Below are 19,362 nucleotides of genomic sequence, written 5' to 3'. Positions count from 1 at the left end.
AAGTGGGAGAGCGCGTCAGATGCCGCTGCCGGGGCGGATGCTGCCGACCACGGCGCCTCCGCCGAGGACATCGAGCGCAAGAGCGGAGTGGAGCTCCGCGACGTCGGCATCGCTCAGCCCGCCTGCGCGGGAGAGCAGGGTCGCGGCGACGATGGTCGAAGCGCGCGCGGCGCCGTCGAGCATCTTCAGCGCCACGGTGGTGCCGTTCGGCGCGACCATCACCATCACGCCCTCGGCGCCGCCCTTGGTGAAGACCCCGAGCTTCTCGATCGCGATCGTGTCGGGTCGACCAGGGCCCTCGATCGTCCACGGGTTCTCGCGGACGGCCCGCACCAGGGATCCGGCGACGCGGTGCAGAGCGAACGGCGACCGATCCGACGCTGTGCCGATCCGGTGGATGGCGCGGGCGAGGCCGATGAGCGTGAGCGCGTGCACGGGGGCCCCGCAGCCGTCGATCGCCGTGTGCGCGATCTTCTCACCGGAGAGCCTCTCGACCACCTCGCGGATGTGGGACTGCAGCGGATGAGAGGGGTCGAGGTAACCGTCGGTGGACCATCCGGTGGCGACGCATGCACGGAGCATCGCTGCGTGCTTGCCGGAGCAGTTCATGCGCACGCGCGCCATCTGGCCGTGCTCACGGACGAGTTCATCCCTCGTCGCCGAGTCCGTCGGCCAGGCCGGCGGGCAGCCCAGGTGGTCTTCCGTCAGACCGCCCTCTGTCAGGATGTCGCGGACGACCGATGCGTGACGGTCGGTTCCGGTGTGGCTGGCCGTGGAGAGTGCCAGCTGCTCGCCCTCGAGGACGGCACCCGCTGTGATGCACGCCACGGCCTGCAGTGGCTTGAGGCTGGAACGCGGAAGGATCAGCGCGTCGGCGTTGCCGTGTCGGGCGACGACCTCGCCATCGGGCGACAGCACGACGGCGACACCCGCATGGCGGGACTCGACGAACCCGCTGCGTTCGACGACGGCGAGTTCCACGGCATCCTGAACGGTGAGAGTCTCCAGCACCCCTCAACTCTATCCCTGGCAGACTTGTGACATGGCAGAGCAGTCGACCCCCCGCGCCCTCGGCGAGCATCGTTACGCCCTTACGTCGACCTGGACGGGAAACACCGGAGGCGGGACCAGCGGCTACCGCGACTACCGCCGTGACGTGACGATCGAGGTGGACGGCAAGCCCGACCTTCTCGCGTCGGCCGACAAGCCGTTCCGCGGCGACCCCTCGCGGTGGAACCCGGAGGATCTGCTCCTGGCCTCGCTGTCCGAATGCCACCTGCTGTCGTACCTCCACGCCTGCGTGACGGCCGGGGTCGTCGTCGTGTCCTACCGCGATCAGGCGAGCGGGATGATGCGCGAGAACGGCGCCGGGGGAGGCGCCTTCGTCGAGGTCATGCTGCGACCCGAGGTGGTCGTCGCCGAGGCCTCTATGATCGAGGCCGCAGAGCGTGCTCACGCACAGGCCAACGAGTGGTGCTTCATCGCGAACTCGATGAACTTCCCGGTTCGACACGAGGCGACGGTCACCGCGCTCGCGTCCTGACCCGGTCTCGGGTCAGCGCCGTTCGTGCGGCAGCGCCTGCTTGATCTTCTCGATCGCGCCCTGCGCCGGTGCCTCGTTGTAGGCGCCCGCGAGCTCCTGGCCGGAGAGGGCATGGATGGCCGCCATGATGTCGTCGGTCGCGAGTCGCCGTGCGCGTCCGCTCGTCGCGGGACCGTGCGGCGAGAGATCGAGAGGTTCGCCGAAGCGCACCGTGATGCGCTCCGACATCGTCGGGACCTTCGCACCGACCGGCATCACCTTGTCGGTGCCGATCAGGCCGACCGGCACGACCGGGGCGCCGGTCTGGAGCGCGAGGAACGCCACCCCGGTGCGGCCCTTGTACAGGCGTCCATCGGTGGAGCGGGTGCCCTCGGGATAGAGCGCGACCGCGAGGCCCTCGTCGAGGAGCTGGCGCTGCAGGTCGAGCGCGTCGAGCGCTGCCTGGCCGGCCCCGCGACGAACCGGGATCGCGCCGATGGACTCGAAGAACGTCTTGCTCATCCATCCCTGGAATCCGGTGCCCTCGAAGTACGACGACTTCGCGAGGAAGTGCACCGGACGGGGAGCGGCGACCGGAATGGCGATCGAGTCGATGAACGACATGTGGTTGCTCGCGAAGATGACGGGTCCGCTGAGCGGGACGTTCTCGCGGCCCTCGATCCGAGGACGGTAGACCAGTCGGGCCAGCGGTGTGATGAGGCCGCGACCGAGTCGGTACGCGAATCCGGCGTGGCGCGGCTTCGCTGTGTCCTCTGAGGCCGGAATCTCTTCTGACGAGGATTCGGGCTCGACGGACTGCTCAGAGGTCATCAGAGCAGGTTACTCCCGGATCCATGCCATCGCGGGAATGAAGAATCGCGCCGCGCCTCCCAGCGCGGGCAAAGGGGGATGGGAGAGGATGGGGTGTCCCGCCCGCGATCCTGAGGTCTCCCTGTGCGCATGCGTCCGCTCGTCTTCCTGTCCACTGTCGCTGCGGCGACCCTCCTCCTGGCTGGCTGCTCCGGCAGCGGTGAGCCGGAGAGCTCGAGCACGCCCGATCCGACGGCCTCCAGCTCCTGCGCGCTGGATGCGCAGCCGGGCGACACCTCCGATGCGGTGACTCTCGACGGCGGAGGCGCCGACACCAAGGTCACCGTGCCCGCAGACGCCCCGTTCGCGGGCGTCGAGCGCACCGTCGTGAGCAAGGGCGACGGCGAGGAGATCGGGGTCAACGACCTGGTGTCCGTGCAGTATCAGATCATCGATGCCGCGACAGGCAGCGTTCTCGACTCGTCGGCACGCGGCGAGGGCGGACTTCTGCCCGTGCTGCTCGACACCAATCAGTCCTCGCTCTTCGTCGCTGCTCTCGAGTGCGAGCCGGTGGGTTCGCGGATCGTCCTCGCGCTCCCGGGCGACGTGCTCGGTGAGGGCGCGAGCAACGTGGTCGTCTACGCCGAGGCGGTCGAGCACCTCCCCGAGGTCGCGACCGGCACCGACGTCGAGCCGACCGCCGGCATGCCCGCCGTCGAGCTCGACAAGGCCGGGAAGCCGACCGTCACGATCCCCGACGGCGACGAGCCGACGGAGACCAAGGTCGCCGTCCTCAAGCAGGGCGATGGCGCGACGGTCGCCTCCGGTGACCTGGTCGTGGTGCAGTACCTCGGCGTGAAGTGGTCGGACGGCAGCGAATTCGACTCGAGCTGGAGCCGCGATGCGGCACCGGCGCAGTTCCAGACCACCGGCGTCGTCGCGGGCTTCCAGAAGGCGCTCGAGGGCCAGAAGGTCGGCTCGCAGGTCGTCGTCGTGATGCCGCCGGCTGACGGCTACGGCGCGACCGAGGGGCACGAGCTCCAGAAGGAGAGCCTCGTCTTCGTCGTCGACATCCTCGCGACCACGCCCGTCCAGCCGCAGCAGTAGGCGAGGGGCTCGTCGGCTCGTGTCCTAGGCTGGCGTCATGCGTCGCATCATCGTCCTCGGCTCCACCGGCTCCATCGGAACGCAGGCGCTGGATGTGATCCGTGCGAATCCTCGACGCTTCGAACTGGTCGGCCTCGCCGCCGGTTCGAACGCCGAGATGCTGGCGACGCAGGCGGCGCAGTTCCACATCGAGGACACGGCCCTCGGCGCCGCAGAAGCCGAGCAGCTCGTGCGCGATGTCGAGGCGGACGTCGTCCTCAACGCGATCACGGGTTCGATCGGCCTCGGCTCGACGCTTGCCGCGCTGAAAGCCGGTCGCACCCTCGCTCTCGCCAACAAGGAGTCGCTCATCGTCGGCGGCGAGCTCGTCCTCGCGGCCGCGGCCCCCGGGCAGATCGTGCCGGTCGACTCCGAGCACAGCGCGCTCGCGCAGGCCCTCAGGGCGGGAACGCACTCCGAAGTGCGGCGACTCGTCGTCACGGCATCCGGTGGACCCTTCCGCGGTCGCTCCCGCGCCGAGCTGGCCGACGTCACGCCGGCGGAGGCCCTCGCGCACCCGACGTGGGACATGGGGCGGATGGTCACGACGAACTCCGCCACCCTCGTGAACAAGGGACTCGAGGTCATCGAGGCCCATCTCCTCTTCGATGTCGCGTACGACGACATCGACGTCGTCGTCCATCCGCAGTCCATCGTCCACTCGATGGTCGAGTTCATCGACGGCTCGACGATCGCGCAGGCGTCCCCGCCGGACATGCGACTGCCGATCTCGCTCGGCCTGGACTGGCCGAACCGCGTCGGCGGAGTCGGACGTCCCCTCGACTGGACGACGGCCTCATCCTGGACGTTCGAACCACTCGACGGCACGGCTTTCCCCGCGGTCGCTCTCGCGAAGGCCGTGGGACGCGCCGGGGCGACGTTCCCCGCGGTCTACAACGCGGCGAACGAGCAGGCCGTCGATGCCTTCCACGAGGGACGTCTGTCGTTCCTCGGCATCGTCGACACGATCGCCCGCGTCGTCGACGCGCACGAGCCGCCCGACGTCCTCACGGTCGAGTCTCTCGCCGCCGCGGAGTCCTGGGCGCGCCAGACCGCCGATCGGCTGATCGCGGCGGCCTGAGCCACCGCTCCCGCGTCAGTCCTCGTCGGGGTACGGCACCGGCCAGCGGGAATCCGGCACCGGCCAGCCCGCGGCGCGCAGCGCGCGCCGGGCGAGTTCTCGAGCCGAGTACGGCGTGCGGACGCCGCGGATGTCGCGGTAGTCCTGGTGACCGGGTCCTGCCCAGAGGATCGCATCACCGTCGCCGACGAGGTCGACGGCCGCGACGATCGCGCTCTCCGGCGGGGAGTACTCGTGGATCTCCGCATCCGGTCGTGCGCTCCGTGCGCCCGCGATGAGGGTCGCGCGGATGGAGGCGGGATCCTCGAAACGCGGGTGGTGGTCGGTCACGACGAGGATGTCGCTGCCCTCCACCGCGGTGCGTGCCATGTCGAACCGCTTGCTCGCGTCGCGGTCGCCGTCCGCCCCGAACAGCATCAGCACGCGGCCGGGGGTCACGCGCCGGACAGCGGCGAGAGTCTTCTCGAACGCATCCGGCGAGTGCCCGAAGTCGACGAAGACCGCGGGTCCTCGCTCGCCGGAGACGAGCTGGGTGCGGCCGGGGAGGTACGCGCGGATGCCGTCGTCACGGGACAATGCGTCGACGATGCGCTGCCACGGGTACCCGCCCTCGAGCAGCATCACGATCGCGAGAGCAGCATTGGCGGCCATGTGCGGGCCGATCACCGGAACCGTGGTGGTGAGCGAGCCGGCGGGGCCCGTCATCGTGAAGGTCGTGCCCGCGGCGCGCTCGTCGTCGATGACGACCACCCAGTCCGCCTGTGCCGCGGCGTCGGGATCGGCCGCGATCGACGGGGTGCCGACGGTCACCGAGGGGATCTCGGAGCGCTCCACGACGAGGGCGCCGGAGGGGGAATCGAGGCAGATGACTCCGCGCAGGGCCCGATCGGGGCGGAACAGCGGCAGCTTGGCCTCGAAGTACTCGTCCATGTCGGCGTAGTCGTCGAGATGGTCGTGGCTGAGGTTGGTGAAGCCGGCGACGTCGAAGCGGATGCCGTCGACGCGATGCCGCGACAGGGCCTGCGCACTCACCTCGACGGCGACGGCCTCGACCTCGCGTTCGCGCATGAGGGCGAGGAGCGCATGCATCTCCGAGGCTTCCGGCGTCGTCAGCCGGGAGACGATGACCTCGCCGGCGATGTGCCGTTCGGCGGTCGAGGAGAGTCCGGTGACGACGCCCATCTGGTCGAGGATGCCTTCGAGCAGGTGGGAGACGCTCGTCTTGCCGTTGGTGCCTGTCGTGGCGAAGAGCAGGGGGAGCGGATCGTCGGCTCCGGTGCCGTAGACCCACGCGCTGAGGTCGCCGAGGACGGCGCGGGGATGGTCCACCACGATGATCGGGAGTCCGGCGGCCGCGGCGATCTCGGCGCCCGGCTCGTCGGTGATGACGGCCACGGCTCCCTTCTCGGCGGCGGCGACGGCGAAATCGGCGCCGTGGCGGTTGACGCCCTGGATCGCGACGAAGGCCTCGCCGGGCCGCAGATCCGCGGTGGCGAGGGTGATGCCGGAGACCACGATGCCGGCCACGTCGCCGCGGACGGCCCTGGCGAATCGGGAGGCGAGTTCGGACAGCTCACGCCGGGGCGGGTTCGCGGGGCGGAGCACGGGAGGCAGGCTCGGTTGTTGTTCAATCGACATGTCGAATCCATGATCTCACGGCGCCGAGATGAACTCGGTCTGCGGCCCGCCTCCTCCCGCGCGTGGTGCGCGAGAGGAGGCGGACTCGCGTGTCAGGCGCGGCGACGGTAGGCGAGCACCGCTACCACGAGGGCAGCGATCCCGGCCACGAGCCCTCCCGCACCGAGGACCGTGGGCAGCGGGTCTGCGGCGACGGGCGCGGCGGCATCCGTGGTCGTCTCCGCTGCTCCATGCTCGCCGTGGCCGTCGGCCGTGGCCTCGGCGACGGTCACGACCGGCGCGGGGGAGTCCAGGCTGTGCGGGTCCTCGCCGTCGGCGGCGAGCTGGGTCCATTCGGTCGCCCCCTCGACGCACTGCTGCACGACAGGGAAGGCCAGGGAGCTCGGGGTGTCCTCATCGAGGCCGACCGACATGCTCACGGCGCCGCGGAGATCGATCGGAACCGGTGTGAGCGCCGTGTAGGTCACCGCGCTCACCAGTCCGTCGTCGCCGCGTTCGACGTCGATGGTCCAGTCGCCGTCGAGCGTGGGAGCCACCGAGGCGAGCCCCTCCGGCATCGTGATGCGGAGAGAGGTGGTGGGGGAGTCCTCGCACCCGTGCGAGAACGAGAAGGTGAGCACACCGTGGTCGCCGGCCACGAGCTCATCGGGGCTGACGCCGACGTGCGCAGCGGCCATCGTCGGGACGGCGAGAGCGAGGACGGCGCCGCCGAGGACGGCAGCGGAGGTGATCGCGACGCGGCGGGCGCGGGTGCGGGTGTTGTTGTTGCTGGACATGAAGAAGTCTCCTGATTGCTCGTGAAGCGGGCGCGTCGGAAGGACGCGGGAACCCGCGAAGGATGACGCTGCCGTGGGCAGCGGAACGTCGGTGCGGCGTTCAGCCGCGGACGGGCGCCGGCGGTCCGCGTCGCGAGACGTCGCGGGAGATCGCGGCGTCGAACGCGGGAAGCAGGACGGAGCGGAGTGCACCAGGGCGTCGGTGATCGACGGGAGCGCCGAGGACGGCGCGCAGGAGCAGCGCCTGGAACCAGCGCGCGACGGCCTGGGCGAGCGCCTCGCCGTGCCAGATGAGCAGCGTGGTGAGTGCGGCGGCGATGACGTGCGCGCCCAGCATGGCGGCGTCGGCCGTGGGCACCGATGCGACGGGCCCGAGCAGCGCGAGATCGAGGTGGTGCGCATGGCCCGACGTGTCAGCGACGGCGGATCCCGTGGGCGAACCCAGCACCTGGAAGACGAGGTGGAAGGCCGCCTGCGCGAGGAGGACGGCAGCGGCGACACGCGAGCGCGACGGCCGCACGCCCACGAGCAGCGCGCAGAGCGGTGTGAGCAGCGTGGCGACCGCGAGGATGAGCAGCGGATGCGGTGCGGATCCGCCGCCGAGGGTGTGCGACACGGCGGCGAGTAGCGTGGCCACGGAGGAGACGGCGGCGGCGCGTACCAGTCGCAGCTGCCGGGTCGTCACCGTGTCAGCCTAGCCCGGTCGGCGGTGCCGGGCGGATTCCTAGGCTGCGGGCAGTAGCGTTGGCACGTGGAAATCCTCCTCTACGTGGGCGGCATCCTGTTCATGCTGATCGGCCTCGGCTTGTCGATCGGCCTGCATGAGGTCGGCCATCTCGTCCCCGCCAAGCTCTTCGGCGTGCGCGTCGGCCAGTACATGATCGGCTTCGGGCCGCGTCTCTGGTCGAAGCGGATCGGCGAGACCGAGTACGGATTCAAGTTGCTGCCGCTGGGCGGCTTCATCTCGATGTCGGGCATGTACCCCGCTTCGAATAACGCCGGACCTGCGCGGGGTGTGTTCCGCACGCTCATCCAGGACGCGCGCTCCGCGAACGACGAGACCATCGCCGAGGGCGCCGAGGACCGCGTCTTCTACAAGCTCCCGGTGTGGAAGCGCGTGGTCGTCATGCTGGGCGGACCGCTGATGAACCTGCTCCTCGCGGTCATCATCTTCACGGTCCTCGTCTCCGGCATCGGGGTGCAGCAAGGAACGACGACGATCGCGTCGGTGACCGAATGCGTCGTGCCCGCCGAGTCCACGGCGACCGAGTGCTCCGCCGACGACCCCGCGTCGCCGGCGGCGGAGGCGGGCATCGAACCGGGTGACGTGCTGGTCTCGATCGACGGTCAGCCGGTGTCGACGTTCGCCGAGGCGACAGCCATCGTCCAGGCGGCGCCGGGCGACGCGCTCGACTTGGTGGTGCGTCGCGACGGGGCCGAGAAGGCCTTGAGCATCACGCCGATCGCCGCAGAGCGCACGATCACGGATGCCAGCGGGCAGCCGATCCTCGACTCCTCCGGCGATCCCGTCGTCAAGGAGGTCGGCTACGTCGGCATGGGCTCGCAGATGGGCTACGTGCAGCAGCCTCTCACCGCCGGAGCGCAGCTGACGGCCGAGAACGTCAGCCGGGTGGCCTCGCTGATCGTCACCCTCCCGGTGCGGCTCTGGGATATCGGTGTCTCACTGGTCACCGGAGGCGAGCGCGACCCGAACAGCCCGCTCAGCGTCGTCGGTGTCGGGCGGCTCGCCGGAGAGGTCGCCGCGACCGACGCCCCGATCCTGAATCGCTTCGCGGTGCTGCTGCAGCTGTTGGCCTCGCTGAACGTCGCGCTCTTCGTCTTCAACCTCATCCCGCTACTTCCGCTCGACGGCGGTCACGTCGTGGTGGCGCTCTGGGAGGGCGTCAAGCGGATCTGGGCGAAGCTGTTCCGTCGGCCCCCGCCGGCGCCCGTCGACGCCACCCGGCTCGTGCCGTTGACGGTGGTCGTCGCGGTGCTGCTGATCGGCATGGGCGCGCTCCTGCTGGTCGCCGACCTGTTCAACCCGGTCGACATCCTGCAGTAACGGCCGCAGCGCGAACTCTTACGAGAGCGCGTGACGGACGAGCCGTTCCAGAGTGCGGATACCGTCGCGCGACAGGATCGACTCGAGGTGTCCCTGTACCGAGGCGAAGTGCGGGCCGCGAAGCGCATACACGTCGCCCGACACGGCATCCGCCGAGACCTCCGCCGGCCCGACCTTCGTCGTGCCGGGCTCGACGCGGGCGGTGAAGGTGTTGTAGAAGCCGATCGACGGGTCCTCGCCGAACACGGGCACCGCCTTCTGGAGGCCCTGGTGCGGAGCATCCAGCGATGTCAGCGCGATGCCGAACCGGTCGCTGAGGATCTGGTGACTGAGGCAGACGGCAAGCAGCGGCGCCTCGGCGTCCATGCGTCGGGCGACGACCTCGCGCATCCGGGCGATGCGGGCATTGCCGGCATCCCGGGGATCGCCGGGTCCGGGGCCCGCCACGACGATGTCTGCGGCATCCAGATCGGCGTCCTGCACCTCGCTCCAGGGGCTGATCGTGACGGAGAGGCCGAGGTGGCGGAGCTGATGCGCGAGCATCGTGGTGAAGCGGTCCTCGGCGTCCACCACGAGTGCGGTGCGCCCGGCGAACGGTCCGTCGAGATCGTCGCCCTGCGGGTTGAGCCAGAAATCCGCCAGGCGGGCGTTACGCGACGACAGCAGCGCGGCGATGGTCGGGTCGTCGGCCAGTGCCTGCTCGTCACCGGGGGCATCGGAGTCGCTGCGCGCCTCGGCGATCTGGTCGCGGTCGATGGCGCCGATCGCCCCCAGCACGCCGGCTGCCTTGCCGTGCGTCTCCGAGACCTCGCCGAGGGGGTCCGAGTGCCGCACGAGGGTCGCCCCGACGGGCACGCTGAGCGCACCGTCCTTCAGATAGACCGTGCGGATGAGGATCGGGGCATCCAGGTCGTGCCCGCCGTCCCCGTTCGGGGTGAACAGGGCGGCCACGCCGGAGTAGTAGCCGCGGGGCTTCTTCTCATGGCGGCGGATCACCGCGCAGGCGTTCTGCATCGGCGATCCGGTGACCGTCGGCGCGAACATCGTCTCGCGCAGGATGTCGCGGGGGTCGAGGGCGCTGCGTCCGCGGAGCATGTACTCGGTGTGCGTGAGCCGCGACATCTCCTTGAGGTGCGGTCCGGTGATCCGGCCGCCGTCGGAGCAGACGGCGCTCATCATCTTGAGCTCTTCATCGACGACCATGAAGAGCTCTTCGGTCTCCTTCGTCGAAGCGAGGAAGTCGATGAGCGTCTCCTTCGTGGCGCCTCCCGACGGGTGGCGGAAGGTGCCGGAGATCGGATTCATGGTGACGACGCCGCCGCGTGCGACGACGTGCGCCTCCGGGCTCGCACCGACCGCGATGTGGCCGGGCGTGAAGACGGCGAACGTCCAGTACGCCCCGCGCTCGTGCGTGAGCAGAGCGCGGAACCAGGTGAGTGCCGCCGTGCGGTCGTCGACGTCGATGTTCGCGGTGAAGTCGCGGCGGATGACGAAGTTGGCTCCCTCGCCGCGGCCGATCTCGTCGGCGATGACCTTCTCGACGATCGTGGCGTACTCCGCGTCGGCGATGTCGAAGCCGTCGTCGTGCAGCGGCACCGGGGCGTCGGGGAGCGCGGCGAGCACCTCTCCGGTCTCCAGGTGAAGGTGTTCGTCGACGACGATGCAGCGCAGGGGCGCGCCGTCGTCCTGCGCGACGAAGCCGCGCTCGCGCACCTGGCGATACGGGACGAGTGCGAACACCTCGCGCGGTGCGCCGTCGATGTCGAGAGGGATGTCGCGCAGCAGGTCGACGTCGAGGACGTCGCCGCTAAGAAGCTCGACGGTGTCGGCGCCGTCGCGTGCGATCAGCACGAAGGATGCCGTCGGGTCGGCGCTGAGCTCGGCGAGTCGTGAGAGGGTCATCGATGTCTCCTGTGAAGGGCTCCGGCTCGGCTCAACGAAAAGACCGCCCCGGAGGCGGTCTGGATTCGTGGGAACGCGAACACACCGCCTAAGAGGCGGGCCACCAGGTGAAGTTCGCGAGCATGGGGTGAAAACTACCACACCGCGTGTGCCGTGCCCGGGCGGATGACGCCGAGACGATGCGGTCGACATCCAGCCCCCGTGCATCCTGGCGGCGTAGGCTTGAGGGGTGCCAGCAGTGAATCTTGGGATGCCGAAGGTCCCCGTCGTCCTCGCCCCGCGTCGCAAGTCCCGCCAGATCAAGGTGGGCAAGGTGCTCGTCGGTGGCGATGCACCCGTCAGCGTGCAGTCGATGACCACGACCAAGACGACCGATATCAACGGGACGCTGCAGCAGATCGCCGAACTCACGGCGTCCGGCTGCGAGATCGTGCGTGTCGCCGTGCCGTCGCAGGACGACGCGGACGTGCTGCACATCATCGCGAAGAAGAGCCAGATCCCGGTGATCGCCGACATCCACTTCCAGCCGAAGTACGTGTTCCAGGCGATCGACGCCGGCTGCGCCGCGGTGCGTGTGAATCCGGGGAACATCCGCAAGTTCGACGATCAGGTCGGGGCGATCGCCAAGGCCGCCAAAGACGCCGAGGTCTCCCTGCGCATCGGCGTCAACGCCGGATCCCTCGACCCGCGCCTGCTGCAGAAGTACGGCAAGGCGACTCCGGAGGCGCTCGCCGAGAGCGCGCGCTGGGAAGCCTCCCTCTTCGAGGAGCACGACTTCCACGACTTCAAGATCTCGGTGAAGCACAACGACCCGGTGATCATGGTCCAGGCCTATCGCCTGCTGGCGCAGATGGGCGACTGGCCGCTGCACCTCGGAGTCACCGAGGCCGGACCCGCGTTCCAGGGCACGATCAAGAGCGCGACGGCCTTCGGCATCCTTCTGGGCGAGGGCATCGGCGACACGATCCGCGTCTCGCTCTCCGCCCCGCCGGCCGAAGAGGTCAAGGTCGGGCACCAGATCCTGCAGTCGCTCAATCTGCGCGAGCGCAAGCTCGAGATCGTCTCGTGCCCGTCGTGCGGACGCGCTCAGGTCGACGTCTACACCCTCGCGGAAGACGTGACCGAGGGGCTCAAGGACATGACCGTCCCGCTGCGCGTCGCCGTGATGGGCTGCGTCGTGAACGGCCCAGGCGAGGCGCGTGAGGCCGACCTCGGTGTGGCTTCGGGCAACGGCAAGGGGCAGATCTTCGTCAAGGGCGAGGTCATCAAGACCGTCCCCGAGGCCGACATCGTCGCCACGCTGATCGAGGAGGCGAACCGGATCGCCGAGGAGATGGGCCCCGCGGCGCCGCTCGGCACCGCCCAGGTCGTCACCGTCTGAGCATCGACCCGAGGAGACCGAGATGTCCGACAGCACCGTGCCGGCGCCCGTGCAGGCGATGGTCGACGCGATCAACGCGGCCGACACCGAGGCCTTCGTCTCGGCGTTCACCGCTGACGGCTTCGTGAGCGACTGGGGAACGGTGAAGTCCGGACCCGATGGCGTTCGGAGCTGGGCAGGAAGCGATGCGATCGGTGCCGGAGCGCGCATGACCGTGCTGAGCGCCGTGACCGAGGGCGACACCACCCGCATCCGGTTCGGCTGGTCGAGCCGCGTGTTCAACGGCGAGTCCGACGGCATCTTCGTCGTCGAGGGCGACAAGCTCGCGAGCTTCACCATCCCGCCCGCTCACTGAGCACATCGGCGTCCCGGACGCCTTCTCGTCTCTGCACCGACCCCAGGAGTCCCATGCCGTCCACGATCGTGTCCTTCGCCGATGGTTCCCTGACGGGTGACGGTGTCGTCACGCGCGTCGAGACCTTCCCTGAGGGCGTGGTGGTCGTCGTCGACGCGTCGCCGTTCCATCCGGTGGATCACACGTGGCCCGATCAGCCGGGCGACTCCGGCGAGCTGATCGTGGGCGATGCGCGTGCGGCCGTCGTCGAGGCCGTCATGGCAGCGTCGAGCGACGCGGGCGAGTTCACTGTCGGCAACGGCATCCCCGTCAAGCGCGGTGCGGAGGGATGGACCTGGCTGGTGGGGCACCGCCTCGCCGCGGAGGCGCCCGAGGGGCTCGTCCCCGGCGCGACCGTCACCCTTTCGGTGGATGCCATGCGTCGCGCAGGACTCAGCCGCGGGCACACCGCATGCCACCTCGCCTCGCTCGCCCTGGACCTCGCCGTCGCCGACCTGTGGCGCAAGGATCCTGGCGCCGACGCTCTCGGCAACCCGGACTTCGAGGGTCGCGCGAATCAGTCGAGCCGCATCGACGAGGACGGCGCCGTTGACGAGTATCGCCTCGGCAAGAGCCTGCGCCGCGCCGGGTTCGACACCGAGACGTTCGCGGCGACGCTCGACGCGCGCGCGGCGCGCATCAACGCCCAGCTCGCCGACTGGGTCGCGTCGGGAGCGTCCAGCCGCATCGAGGTCGAAGGCCCGACCATCGTCGATCGTCGGCGCTGGCACTGCGAGCTTCCCGAGGGTGAGGCCGTGATCCTGTGCGGCGGCACGCACGTCGCGTCGCTGTCGGAGTTCGCCTCGATCGAGGTCGCGCTGGATCTGAGCGACCCGCAGTTGCTGGTGATGACGACCACGGCGGTGCCGGCCGTCTGAGCGTCGCCCGCCCTGCCGGCGACACTGTGGCTGCGGGTCAGACCTCGAAGTCGATCTCTCCGCGTGCGATGTCGGCGCGGACGACCCGAAGTCGGACCATGTCACCGGGCCGCGAGCCCGCGGGCACGGGAGCGGTTGCGGTCACGGCGGGGTTGGCGATCTGGATGGATGCGCGGTCGCCGCGGAGTTCGATGACGGTCGCCTCGATCGTCGTGCCGACCAGCGGAGTCATCAGGGCCGCTTCGACGCAGTTGATGGTCGCCGCGTTCAGCTGGGATGCGCGCCGGCCGGATTCCTGCATCAGCCCGGGCAGCTCGTCGAGCGACTCCCGTGCCCACGACGGGATCTCTCGCCCGGTCGAGACGGCGAGGCAGATCGCCAGCACCCAGCGGTCGACGAGGCGCCGCAGTGGCGCGGTGGCGTGGGCGTACGGCGCGGCGATCGCTGCCTGGACGGCATCTCTGGGCGCCTCGCCGTCGAACGTGACATAGCCCGCGCCGCGGAAGAGGGCTGCTGCTGCCTGCAGGACGGGAAGCGTCAACGGGTCGTTCCGGTCGAGGGTGCGCAGGTACTCGCCGTAGTCGCCGGACGTCCACGGGCGGCCGAGCGCCTCGGTCTGGTGCCGGAACGTGTCGAAGGCGTCGTCGTCGGGCCTCGGCATCGTGCGCAGGATGCCGACTCCGGCATCGAGCATGAGAGAGGCCGCGGCCATTCCCGTCATCAGGGAGAGCTGGGCGTTCCATTCCTCGACAGCGAGTGGGGTGGTGCGTTCTATCGCGTAGGTGCCGTCGTCGGCGCGCACGACTTCTTCGTCCGGGAGGTTGAGGCTCGCGCCTCCGCGACGCCGCTCTTGCTCGATGCGCAGGGCGCCGATCTCCGGGAGGAGCGTCGCCGGGCCCTCCTCGCCTCGATCGAGGGACTGCTGGGTCGAGACGTAGTCGAGCTGGGCGCGCGAGCGGATGAGTGCACGCTCCAGACGGAAAGCGGAGACGGCACCCTCGGCGTCGAGGGAGAACGTCCACACGAGCGCCGGCCGATCGACGTCGGCGAGAAGGGAGGCGCGATCCTCGCTCAGGATCGGCGGATGCAGGGGGATTCTGCCATCGGCGGCGTACAGCGTCTGCCCGCGGCGGCGAGCCTCGGCGTCGACCGCGCCTTCCGGCTCCACGAAGCCGGGGACGTCGGCGATCGCGTAGCGGACCGTGTATCCGGCGCCGTCGCGTTCCAGGTGGAATGCCTGGTCGAGGTCACGGGATCCGGCGGGGTCGAGGGTCGCGAACGGAATCTCGCGCAGGTCGAGCTCGGGTTCGGTCGGGTCTGTCGCGTCCGCTTCGGCGAGCACCTCCGCGGGGAACTTGAGCGGGGCGTCCAGGGATTCGCGCAATGCCGCCAATGCCGAGGCGAGCTCGGTCTGTTCGGCGGACGAGGCGACGTGCGATCGGCGCTGAGGCATGCTTCCACCATAGGTCGAGCGGCTCCGAGCGTCGTCCAGATCCGCCGGGGCGCCCCTGCGTCAGAAGGGTGGTGGGGTGTCGTCTTCGGTGAAGGTGATGGTGTGGGGTGGTGGGGGTGTGTCGATGTAGGTGCGGCCGGTGGGGCTGGTCCAGGTGTACAACCCGTCGGTGAGGGGTTCGACGTGCCACGGGGTCTGGTGTTTGAGGGTGTGGTGTCGTCGGCAGAGGTGGCCGAGGTTCTCGGCGGTGGTCGCACCGCCGTGGGCGGCGTCGTGGTGGTGGTCGATGTCGCAGTCCGATGGTGGGTATCCGCAGGTGGGGAATCGGCAGCGTTGATCCCGAGCCCGCAGGTGTCGTTTCAGGTCAGCGCCAGGTCGGTACCGGTCGACGGCGAGGAGGGCCCCGGTGATGGGGTGGGTGAGGATGCGATCCCATCCGGATGCCGCACCCGCCAGGCGTCTCGCGGTGTCGGGGTCGATCGGGGTGCGCCCGTTCAGTTCCGCAGGGGTGGTCCCGGCGCCCATGAGGGTCGTGACGGGGACGGTGACGGACACGGTGGCGGTGATCGCGGCGAGCAGCCCGGCCGGGGTGTCGTGTCCGGCCGGTGTGCCGGTGAGGAGGAGATCGAGGGTGAGATCGGCGCGGATCTGCCCGAGAGTGCGCGGGCCTTTCGCCACCGTGTCACCGTGCTTCTTGTCGGAGGCCGGGCGACCTGCGGTCCGCGCCGCATCCGCCGCCGGGCCGAACGCGCTCTCCCGCGAGTCGCCACCAGCATCCGCCCGGGTCGGGTGTGTCTGTTCCTGCACCGTCTGTTCCTGCACGGTTTTCGCCATGGCGGTGATCCGGTCGAACGCGCCGTGCACGAGCGCGGCGGGGCCGCACATTCCGAGTTCGGCCATCCCGTCAGGGAGGTCTTTCACCCACACACCCCGCTTCGCCCGCGCATCCTTGTGTCGTTCACCGATCGGACGGGACTGGTAGCGTTCCGCGACCCGCCGCGCCATCCGGGCGACACGGTTCGGGGACTCGGTCTCCGCGAACCCGAGCACCTCCCCGGCATACGCATCCCGGGCCGCGGGGATCATCCAAGTGCGCACCGGCGTCGCAGATCACCCGGGCATGCCCGGCACTGATGAGCCCGGCGCCCAGCGCCCGCCACACCCGCGGGAAACGCTCCACCAGGAACGACGCGTCCGTCATCCGCCGCTGCACCGTCCGGTCCGACACGCGCAGCGCGGCCGCGAACTCGGCCGCGACGCCAGCTCCGCCTCGTCCCGCGACGCGGCCTGCCGGGCGACGTCGACCGCCAAACGGGACCCGACCGCGAGGAAACCATCACGCACCGCCTGCATGCTGCTGATCGTGCGCTCGACCTCGACGAGCATCTCGGTGACCGCCCCCAGGGCGTTCACCTGCTCGACCGTCGCGTCCGCCAGTGCTGTCATACCCCTAGTGAACCAGGGGCCACCGACATTCAAACCCCCAGATCAGCCCCACAAACCGATACACCGGCATGCCGTCCCGAAGCAACGGAACACCGTCGCTGAGCCCGCGATTGTTCCGGCTGTACCGCCCCCGATGTCGACCGCCCGCGTTAGCGTGGAGTCATGACCACTGCAGCCAAGGCCCAGACCCTTGTCGGACTCTATGACGCTCCGGAGATCCTCCGCGTCGTGAACGTGTGGGATGTCGTCGGTGCCCGTGCCGTCGCCGCCCTTCCCGAGACGAAGGCGATCGCGACCGCCGGACACGGCATCGCCGCCTCCTTCGGGTATGACGACGGTGCGACGCCGCGCGACCTCATGATCGACATGGTCGGGCGCATCGCGGCATCCGTCCAGGTCCCCGTCACCGCCGACCTCGACGACGGCTACGGAGACGCGGGGGAGACCACCCGTCTCGCGATCGGCGTCGGCATCGTCGGTGCGAACGTCGAAGACCGGCTCAAGCCGTTCGACGAGTCGGTCGCCGCCGTCGAGGCGATCGTGAAGGCCGCTGAGGCCGAGGGTGTCCCGTTCGCACTCAACGCGCGCACCGACGCCTTCGTCCGCGCGGGTCACCGTCCGGTCCAGGAGAGCATCGCCGATGCGATCCAGCGCGGCCGCGCCTACCTCGACGCCGGGGCGACCGCGGTCTTCGTCCCGGGCCTCCTCGACGCGAACGTCACCCGTCAGCTCGTCGAGGGCATCGGCGATCGCAAGGTCAGCGTGATCGGCGTCCCCGGCGCTCTCGCGGCCTCGGATTACGAGAAGCTCGGCGTCGCGCGCATCTCCTACGGCCCGCTCCCGCAGCGCGTGGCACTCACCGCACTGCAGGAGCTCGCCGTCAGCCTGTACGGCGGGGGAGTCGTGCCGTCCGGACTGCCCGCGCTCAACTGACCTCGTCGCAGAGACGGGTGTCCACGGCTCACTAGACTTGATCCGTGGTCACTCGTCTCTCGAAATTCTTCCTCCGTACGCTCCGCGAAGACCCTGCCGGTGCAGAGGTCGCCAGCCACAAGCTGCTGATCCGGGCGGGATACATCCGTCCGCAGGCTGCCGGCATCTTCGCGTGGCTGCCACTGGGTCTGCGCGTCAAGGCGAAGATCGAGGCCGTCGTCCGTGAGGAGATGGCCGAGGCCGGTGCGCAGGAGGTGCACTTCCCGGCGCTCATGCCGCGCGAGGCGTACGAGGCGACCGGGCGCTGGGAGGAGTACGGCGATCTGCTGTTCCGACTCCAGGACCGCAAGGGCGGCGACTATCTCCTCGCGCCCACGCACGAGGAGGCCTTCACGCTGCTCGTGAAGGACCTGTACTCGTCGTACAAGGATCTGCCGCTGACGATCTACCAGATCCAGGACAAGTACCGCGACGAGGCCCGCCCGCGCGCAGGTCTGCTCCGCGGTCGCGAGTTCACGATGAAGGACGCCTACTCGTTCGACGCTTCGGATGAGGGCCTCGACGCCAGCTACCAGGCGCAGCGCGACGCGTACGAGCGCATCTTCCAGCGGCTCGGGCTCGAGTACGTCATCGTGCAGGCGGATGCCGGCGCCATGGGCGGCTCGCGCAGCGAGGAGTTCCTGCACCCCACTCCCGTGGGTGAGGACACCTTCGTCCGCAGCGCCGGCGGGTACGCGGCGAACGTCGAGGCGTTCACGACGGCTGTTCCCGATGCGATCGCGTTCGACGCCGATGCGGCCCCCGTCATCTTCGACTCGCCCGACACGCCGACCATCGAGACGCTCGTCGCGCACACCAACGCGCACCTGGACGGGGAGTACACCGCTGCGGACACGCTGAAGAACGTCGTCCTCTCGCTGACGCACCTCGACGGCACCCGCGAACTCGTCATCGTCGGCATCCCCGGCGACCGTGAGGTCGATGAGAAGCGCGCCGAAGTGGCCTTCGCCCCGGCAGAGGTGGCGACGGCAACGGCCGACGACTTCGAGAACAACCCTCTGCTGGTGAAGGGCTACATCGGCCCTTGGTCGCCGACCGGTGCGGTGCTCGGCGAGGAGTCGGCCACCGGCATCCGCTATCTGGTCGACCCCCGCGTCAGCGAGGGCACCAGCTGGATCACGGGCGCGAACATCGACCAGAAGCACGCGCACTCGGTCGTCGCCGGACGCGACTTCTTCGCGGACGGCATCGTGGAGATCGCGAACGTCCGTGCAGGTGACCCCGCACCCGATGGCTCGGGTCCTGTCGAGCTCGCGCGCGGAATGGAGATCGGGCATGTCTTCCAGCTCGGTCGCAAGTACGCGGAGGCGCTGGGGCTCAAGGTGCTCAACGAGAACGGCAAGCTCGTCACCGTCACGATGGGTTCGTACGGCATCGGCGTGACCCGTATCCTCGCGATCATCGCCGAGCTCAACAACGACGACAAGGGCCTGATCTGGCCGGCATCCGTCGCTCCGTTCGACGTGCAGGTCGTGGCCGCGGGCCGCGACCAGGTCGCCTTCGACGTCGCTGAAGCGCTCTCGGCGCAGCTGGAGAGCGCCGGGTTCGACGTGCTGTACGACGATCGACCCAAGGTCTCGCCCGGCGTGAAGTTCGGCGACGCGGAACTCGTCGGCGTGCCGAAGATCGTCATCGTCGGCCGCGGCGCAGCCGACGGTCAGGTCGAGCTCTGGGACCGGAGCACGGGGGAGCGCGACGCGATCTCCGTCGGCGACGTCGTGGGACGCCTGACCCGCTGAGCTTCTGCCCGAACGCCGCGCCCGCCATCCAGCGGAGCGCGGCGTTTCGGCGACTTGCGTGAGAAAGCCTGGCGTTGAACGCTCGATGACGCGCGGCGTTGCGGGATGCACCAGCTCCTTCCCGCATGCGACGCTGGG

General features: G+C 69.8%; 18 protein-coding genes and 1 pseudogene. 9 read left to right on the top strand and 10 right to left on the bottom strand.

All coding sequences use genetic code 11. The features are described from left to right. Window positions 1-15: 15 nt before the first annotated feature. Entirely contained in the window at window positions 16-1,011 is a 996-nt protein-coding gene (locus ABD648_RS04235) for an asparaginase (protein ID WP_282213736.1), read from the bottom strand. 31 nt (window positions 1,012-1,042) lie between these two features. On the opposite strand from ABD648_RS04235, the gene ABD648_RS04230 reads away from it, so the two are divergent. Next, window positions 1,043-1,543: an OsmC family protein gene (locus ABD648_RS04230; protein WP_282213735.1), complete on the top strand. Its 501-nt coding sequence runs from the start codon at window positions 1,043-1,045 to the stop codon at window positions 1,541-1,543. 12 nt (window positions 1,544-1,555) lie between these two features. Here the strand turns inward: ABD648_RS04230 and ABD648_RS04225 are convergent, their stop codons facing one another. Then, entirely contained in the window at window positions 1,556-2,353 is a 798-nt protein-coding gene (locus ABD648_RS04225) for a lysophospholipid acyltransferase family protein (protein ID WP_282213734.1), read from the bottom strand. 129 nt (window positions 2,354-2,482) lie between these two features. On the opposite strand from ABD648_RS04225, the gene ABD648_RS04220 reads away from it, so the two are divergent. Then, window positions 2,483-3,439 carry an FKBP-type peptidyl-prolyl cis-trans isomerase gene (locus ABD648_RS04220; RefSeq protein WP_282213733.1) on the top strand — a complete coding sequence of 319 codons (957 nt, stop codon included), beginning with the start codon at window positions 2,483-2,485 and terminating at the stop codon, window positions 3,437-3,439. Between the two features lie 37 nt (window positions 3,440-3,476). Further along, on the top strand, window positions 3,477-4,559 hold the full coding sequence (gene dxr / locus ABD648_RS04215; RefSeq protein WP_282213732.1) for a 1-deoxy-D-xylulose-5-phosphate reductoisomerase: 1,083 nt from the start codon (window positions 3,477-3,479) through the stop codon (window positions 4,557-4,559). A 15-nt stretch (window positions 4,560-4,574) separates the two neighbouring features. Here dxr and ABD648_RS04210 read toward each other — a convergent pair whose 3' ends face one another. From ABD648_RS04210 to ABD648_RS04200, 3 genes are all read right to left on the bottom strand, one after another. Further along, window positions 4,575-6,197, bottom strand: a complete 1,623-nt coding sequence (locus tag ABD648_RS04210) for a Mur ligase family protein (protein WP_282213731.1) — start codon at window positions 6,195-6,197, stop codon at window positions 4,575-4,577. A 92-nt stretch (window positions 6,198-6,289) separates the two neighbouring features. After that, window positions 6,290-6,973, bottom strand: a complete 684-nt coding sequence (locus tag ABD648_RS04205) for a YcnI family copper-binding membrane protein (RefSeq protein WP_282213730.1) — start codon at window positions 6,971-6,973, stop codon at window positions 6,290-6,292. A gap of 100 nt (window positions 6,974-7,073) precedes the next feature. Continuing rightward, on the bottom strand, window positions 7,074-7,658 hold the full coding sequence (locus ABD648_RS04200; protein ID WP_282213729.1) for a hypothetical protein: 585 nt from the start codon (window positions 7,656-7,658) through the stop codon (window positions 7,074-7,076). Between the two features lie 66 nt (window positions 7,659-7,724). Here ABD648_RS04200 and ABD648_RS04195 point away from each other — a divergent pair, with 66 nt between their 5' ends. Next, window positions 7,725-9,038 carry a M50 family metallopeptidase gene (locus tag ABD648_RS04195; RefSeq protein ID WP_282213728.1) on the top strand — a complete coding sequence of 438 codons (1,314 nt, stop codon included), beginning with the start codon at window positions 7,725-7,727 and terminating at the stop codon, window positions 9,036-9,038. A gap of 18 nt (window positions 9,039-9,056) precedes the next feature. On the opposite strand, the gene ABD648_RS04190 is transcribed toward ABD648_RS04195, so the two are convergent. Next, window positions 9,057-10,940 (bottom strand): chorismate-binding protein, encoded by a 1,884-nt coding sequence (locus tag ABD648_RS04190; RefSeq protein WP_282213727.1) that lies wholly within the window; start codon window positions 10,938-10,940, stop codon window positions 9,057-9,059. Window positions 10,941-11,190: 250 nt separating this feature from the next. Here ABD648_RS04190 and ispG point away from each other — a divergent pair, with 250 nt between their 5' ends. Genes ispG through ABD648_RS04175 form a run of 3 tightly spaced genes read left to right on the top strand, consistent with a single transcriptional unit; the run spans window position 11,191 to window position 13,593 of the window. Next, window positions 11,191-12,321 carry a flavodoxin-dependent (E)-4-hydroxy-3-methylbut-2-enyl-diphosphate synthase gene (ispG, locus tag ABD648_RS04185; protein WP_282213726.1) on the top strand — a complete coding sequence of 377 codons (1,131 nt, stop codon included), beginning with the start codon at window positions 11,191-11,193 and terminating at the stop codon, window positions 12,319-12,321. A 22-nt stretch (window positions 12,322-12,343) separates the two neighbouring features. Beyond that, window positions 12,344-12,676 carry a nuclear transport factor 2 family protein gene (locus ABD648_RS04180; RefSeq protein ID WP_282213725.1) on the top strand — a complete coding sequence of 111 codons (333 nt, stop codon included), beginning with the start codon at window positions 12,344-12,346 and terminating at the stop codon, window positions 12,674-12,676. A gap of 53 nt (window positions 12,677-12,729) precedes the next feature. Then, on the top strand, window positions 12,730-13,593 hold the full coding sequence (locus ABD648_RS04175) for an alanyl-tRNA editing protein (protein ID WP_282217439.1): 864 nt from the start codon (window positions 12,730-12,732) through the stop codon (window positions 13,591-13,593). A 37-nt stretch (window positions 13,594-13,630) separates the two neighbouring features. Here the strand turns inward: ABD648_RS04175 and ABD648_RS04170 are convergent, their stop codons facing one another. The 4 genes and pseudogenes from ABD648_RS04170 to ABD648_RS04155 all read right to left on the bottom strand — a co-directional run bounded on the left by ABD648_RS04170 (window position 13,631) and on the right by ABD648_RS04155 (window position 16,492). After that, complete coding sequence (locus ABD648_RS04170) at window positions 13,631-15,046, bottom strand: RNB domain-containing ribonuclease (RefSeq protein ID WP_282217438.1); 1,416 nt, start codon at window positions 15,044-15,046, stop codon at window positions 13,631-13,633. Between the two features lie 60 nt (window positions 15,047-15,106). Then, window positions 15,107-16,144 (bottom strand): HNH endonuclease signature motif containing protein, encoded by a 1,038-nt coding sequence (locus ABD648_RS04165; protein WP_282217437.1) that lies wholly within the window; start codon window positions 16,142-16,144, stop codon window positions 15,107-15,109. Between the two features lie 49 nt (window positions 16,145-16,193). Then, a pseudogene (locus ABD648_RS04160) lies at window positions 16,194-16,259 on the bottom strand (hypothetical protein); the annotation flags it as partial. Beyond that, window positions 16,244-16,492 carry a hypothetical protein gene (locus tag ABD648_RS04155; protein WP_282217436.1) on the bottom strand — a complete coding sequence of 83 codons (249 nt, stop codon included), beginning with the start codon at window positions 16,490-16,492 and terminating at the stop codon, window positions 16,244-16,246. The pseudogene ABD648_RS04160 and the gene ABD648_RS04155, both read right to left, overlap by 16 nt. 162 nt (window positions 16,493-16,654) lie before the next feature. On the opposite strand from ABD648_RS04155, the gene ABD648_RS04150 reads away from it, so the two are divergent. Together ABD648_RS04150 and ABD648_RS04145 are read left to right on the top strand one after the other, a co-directional pair. Continuing rightward, entirely contained in the window at window positions 16,655-17,425 is a 771-nt protein-coding gene (locus ABD648_RS04150) for an isocitrate lyase/PEP mutase family protein (protein ID WP_282217435.1), read from the top strand. A gap of 44 nt (window positions 17,426-17,469) precedes the next feature. Beyond that, a complete protein-coding gene (locus ABD648_RS04145) occupies window positions 17,470-19,224 on the top strand; it encodes a proline--tRNA ligase (protein WP_282217434.1) in 1,755 nt (584 codons plus the stop codon). Window positions 19,225-19,362: the final 138 nt, after the last annotated feature.

It is taken from the genome of Microbacterium luteolum (assembly GCF_039533965.1).
In the GTDB taxonomy this organism is placed as follows: Bacteria; Actinomycetota; Actinomycetes; order Actinomycetales; family Microbacteriaceae; genus Microbacterium; species Microbacterium luteolum.
This window is presented reverse-complemented; position numbering and strand designations above follow the sequence as displayed.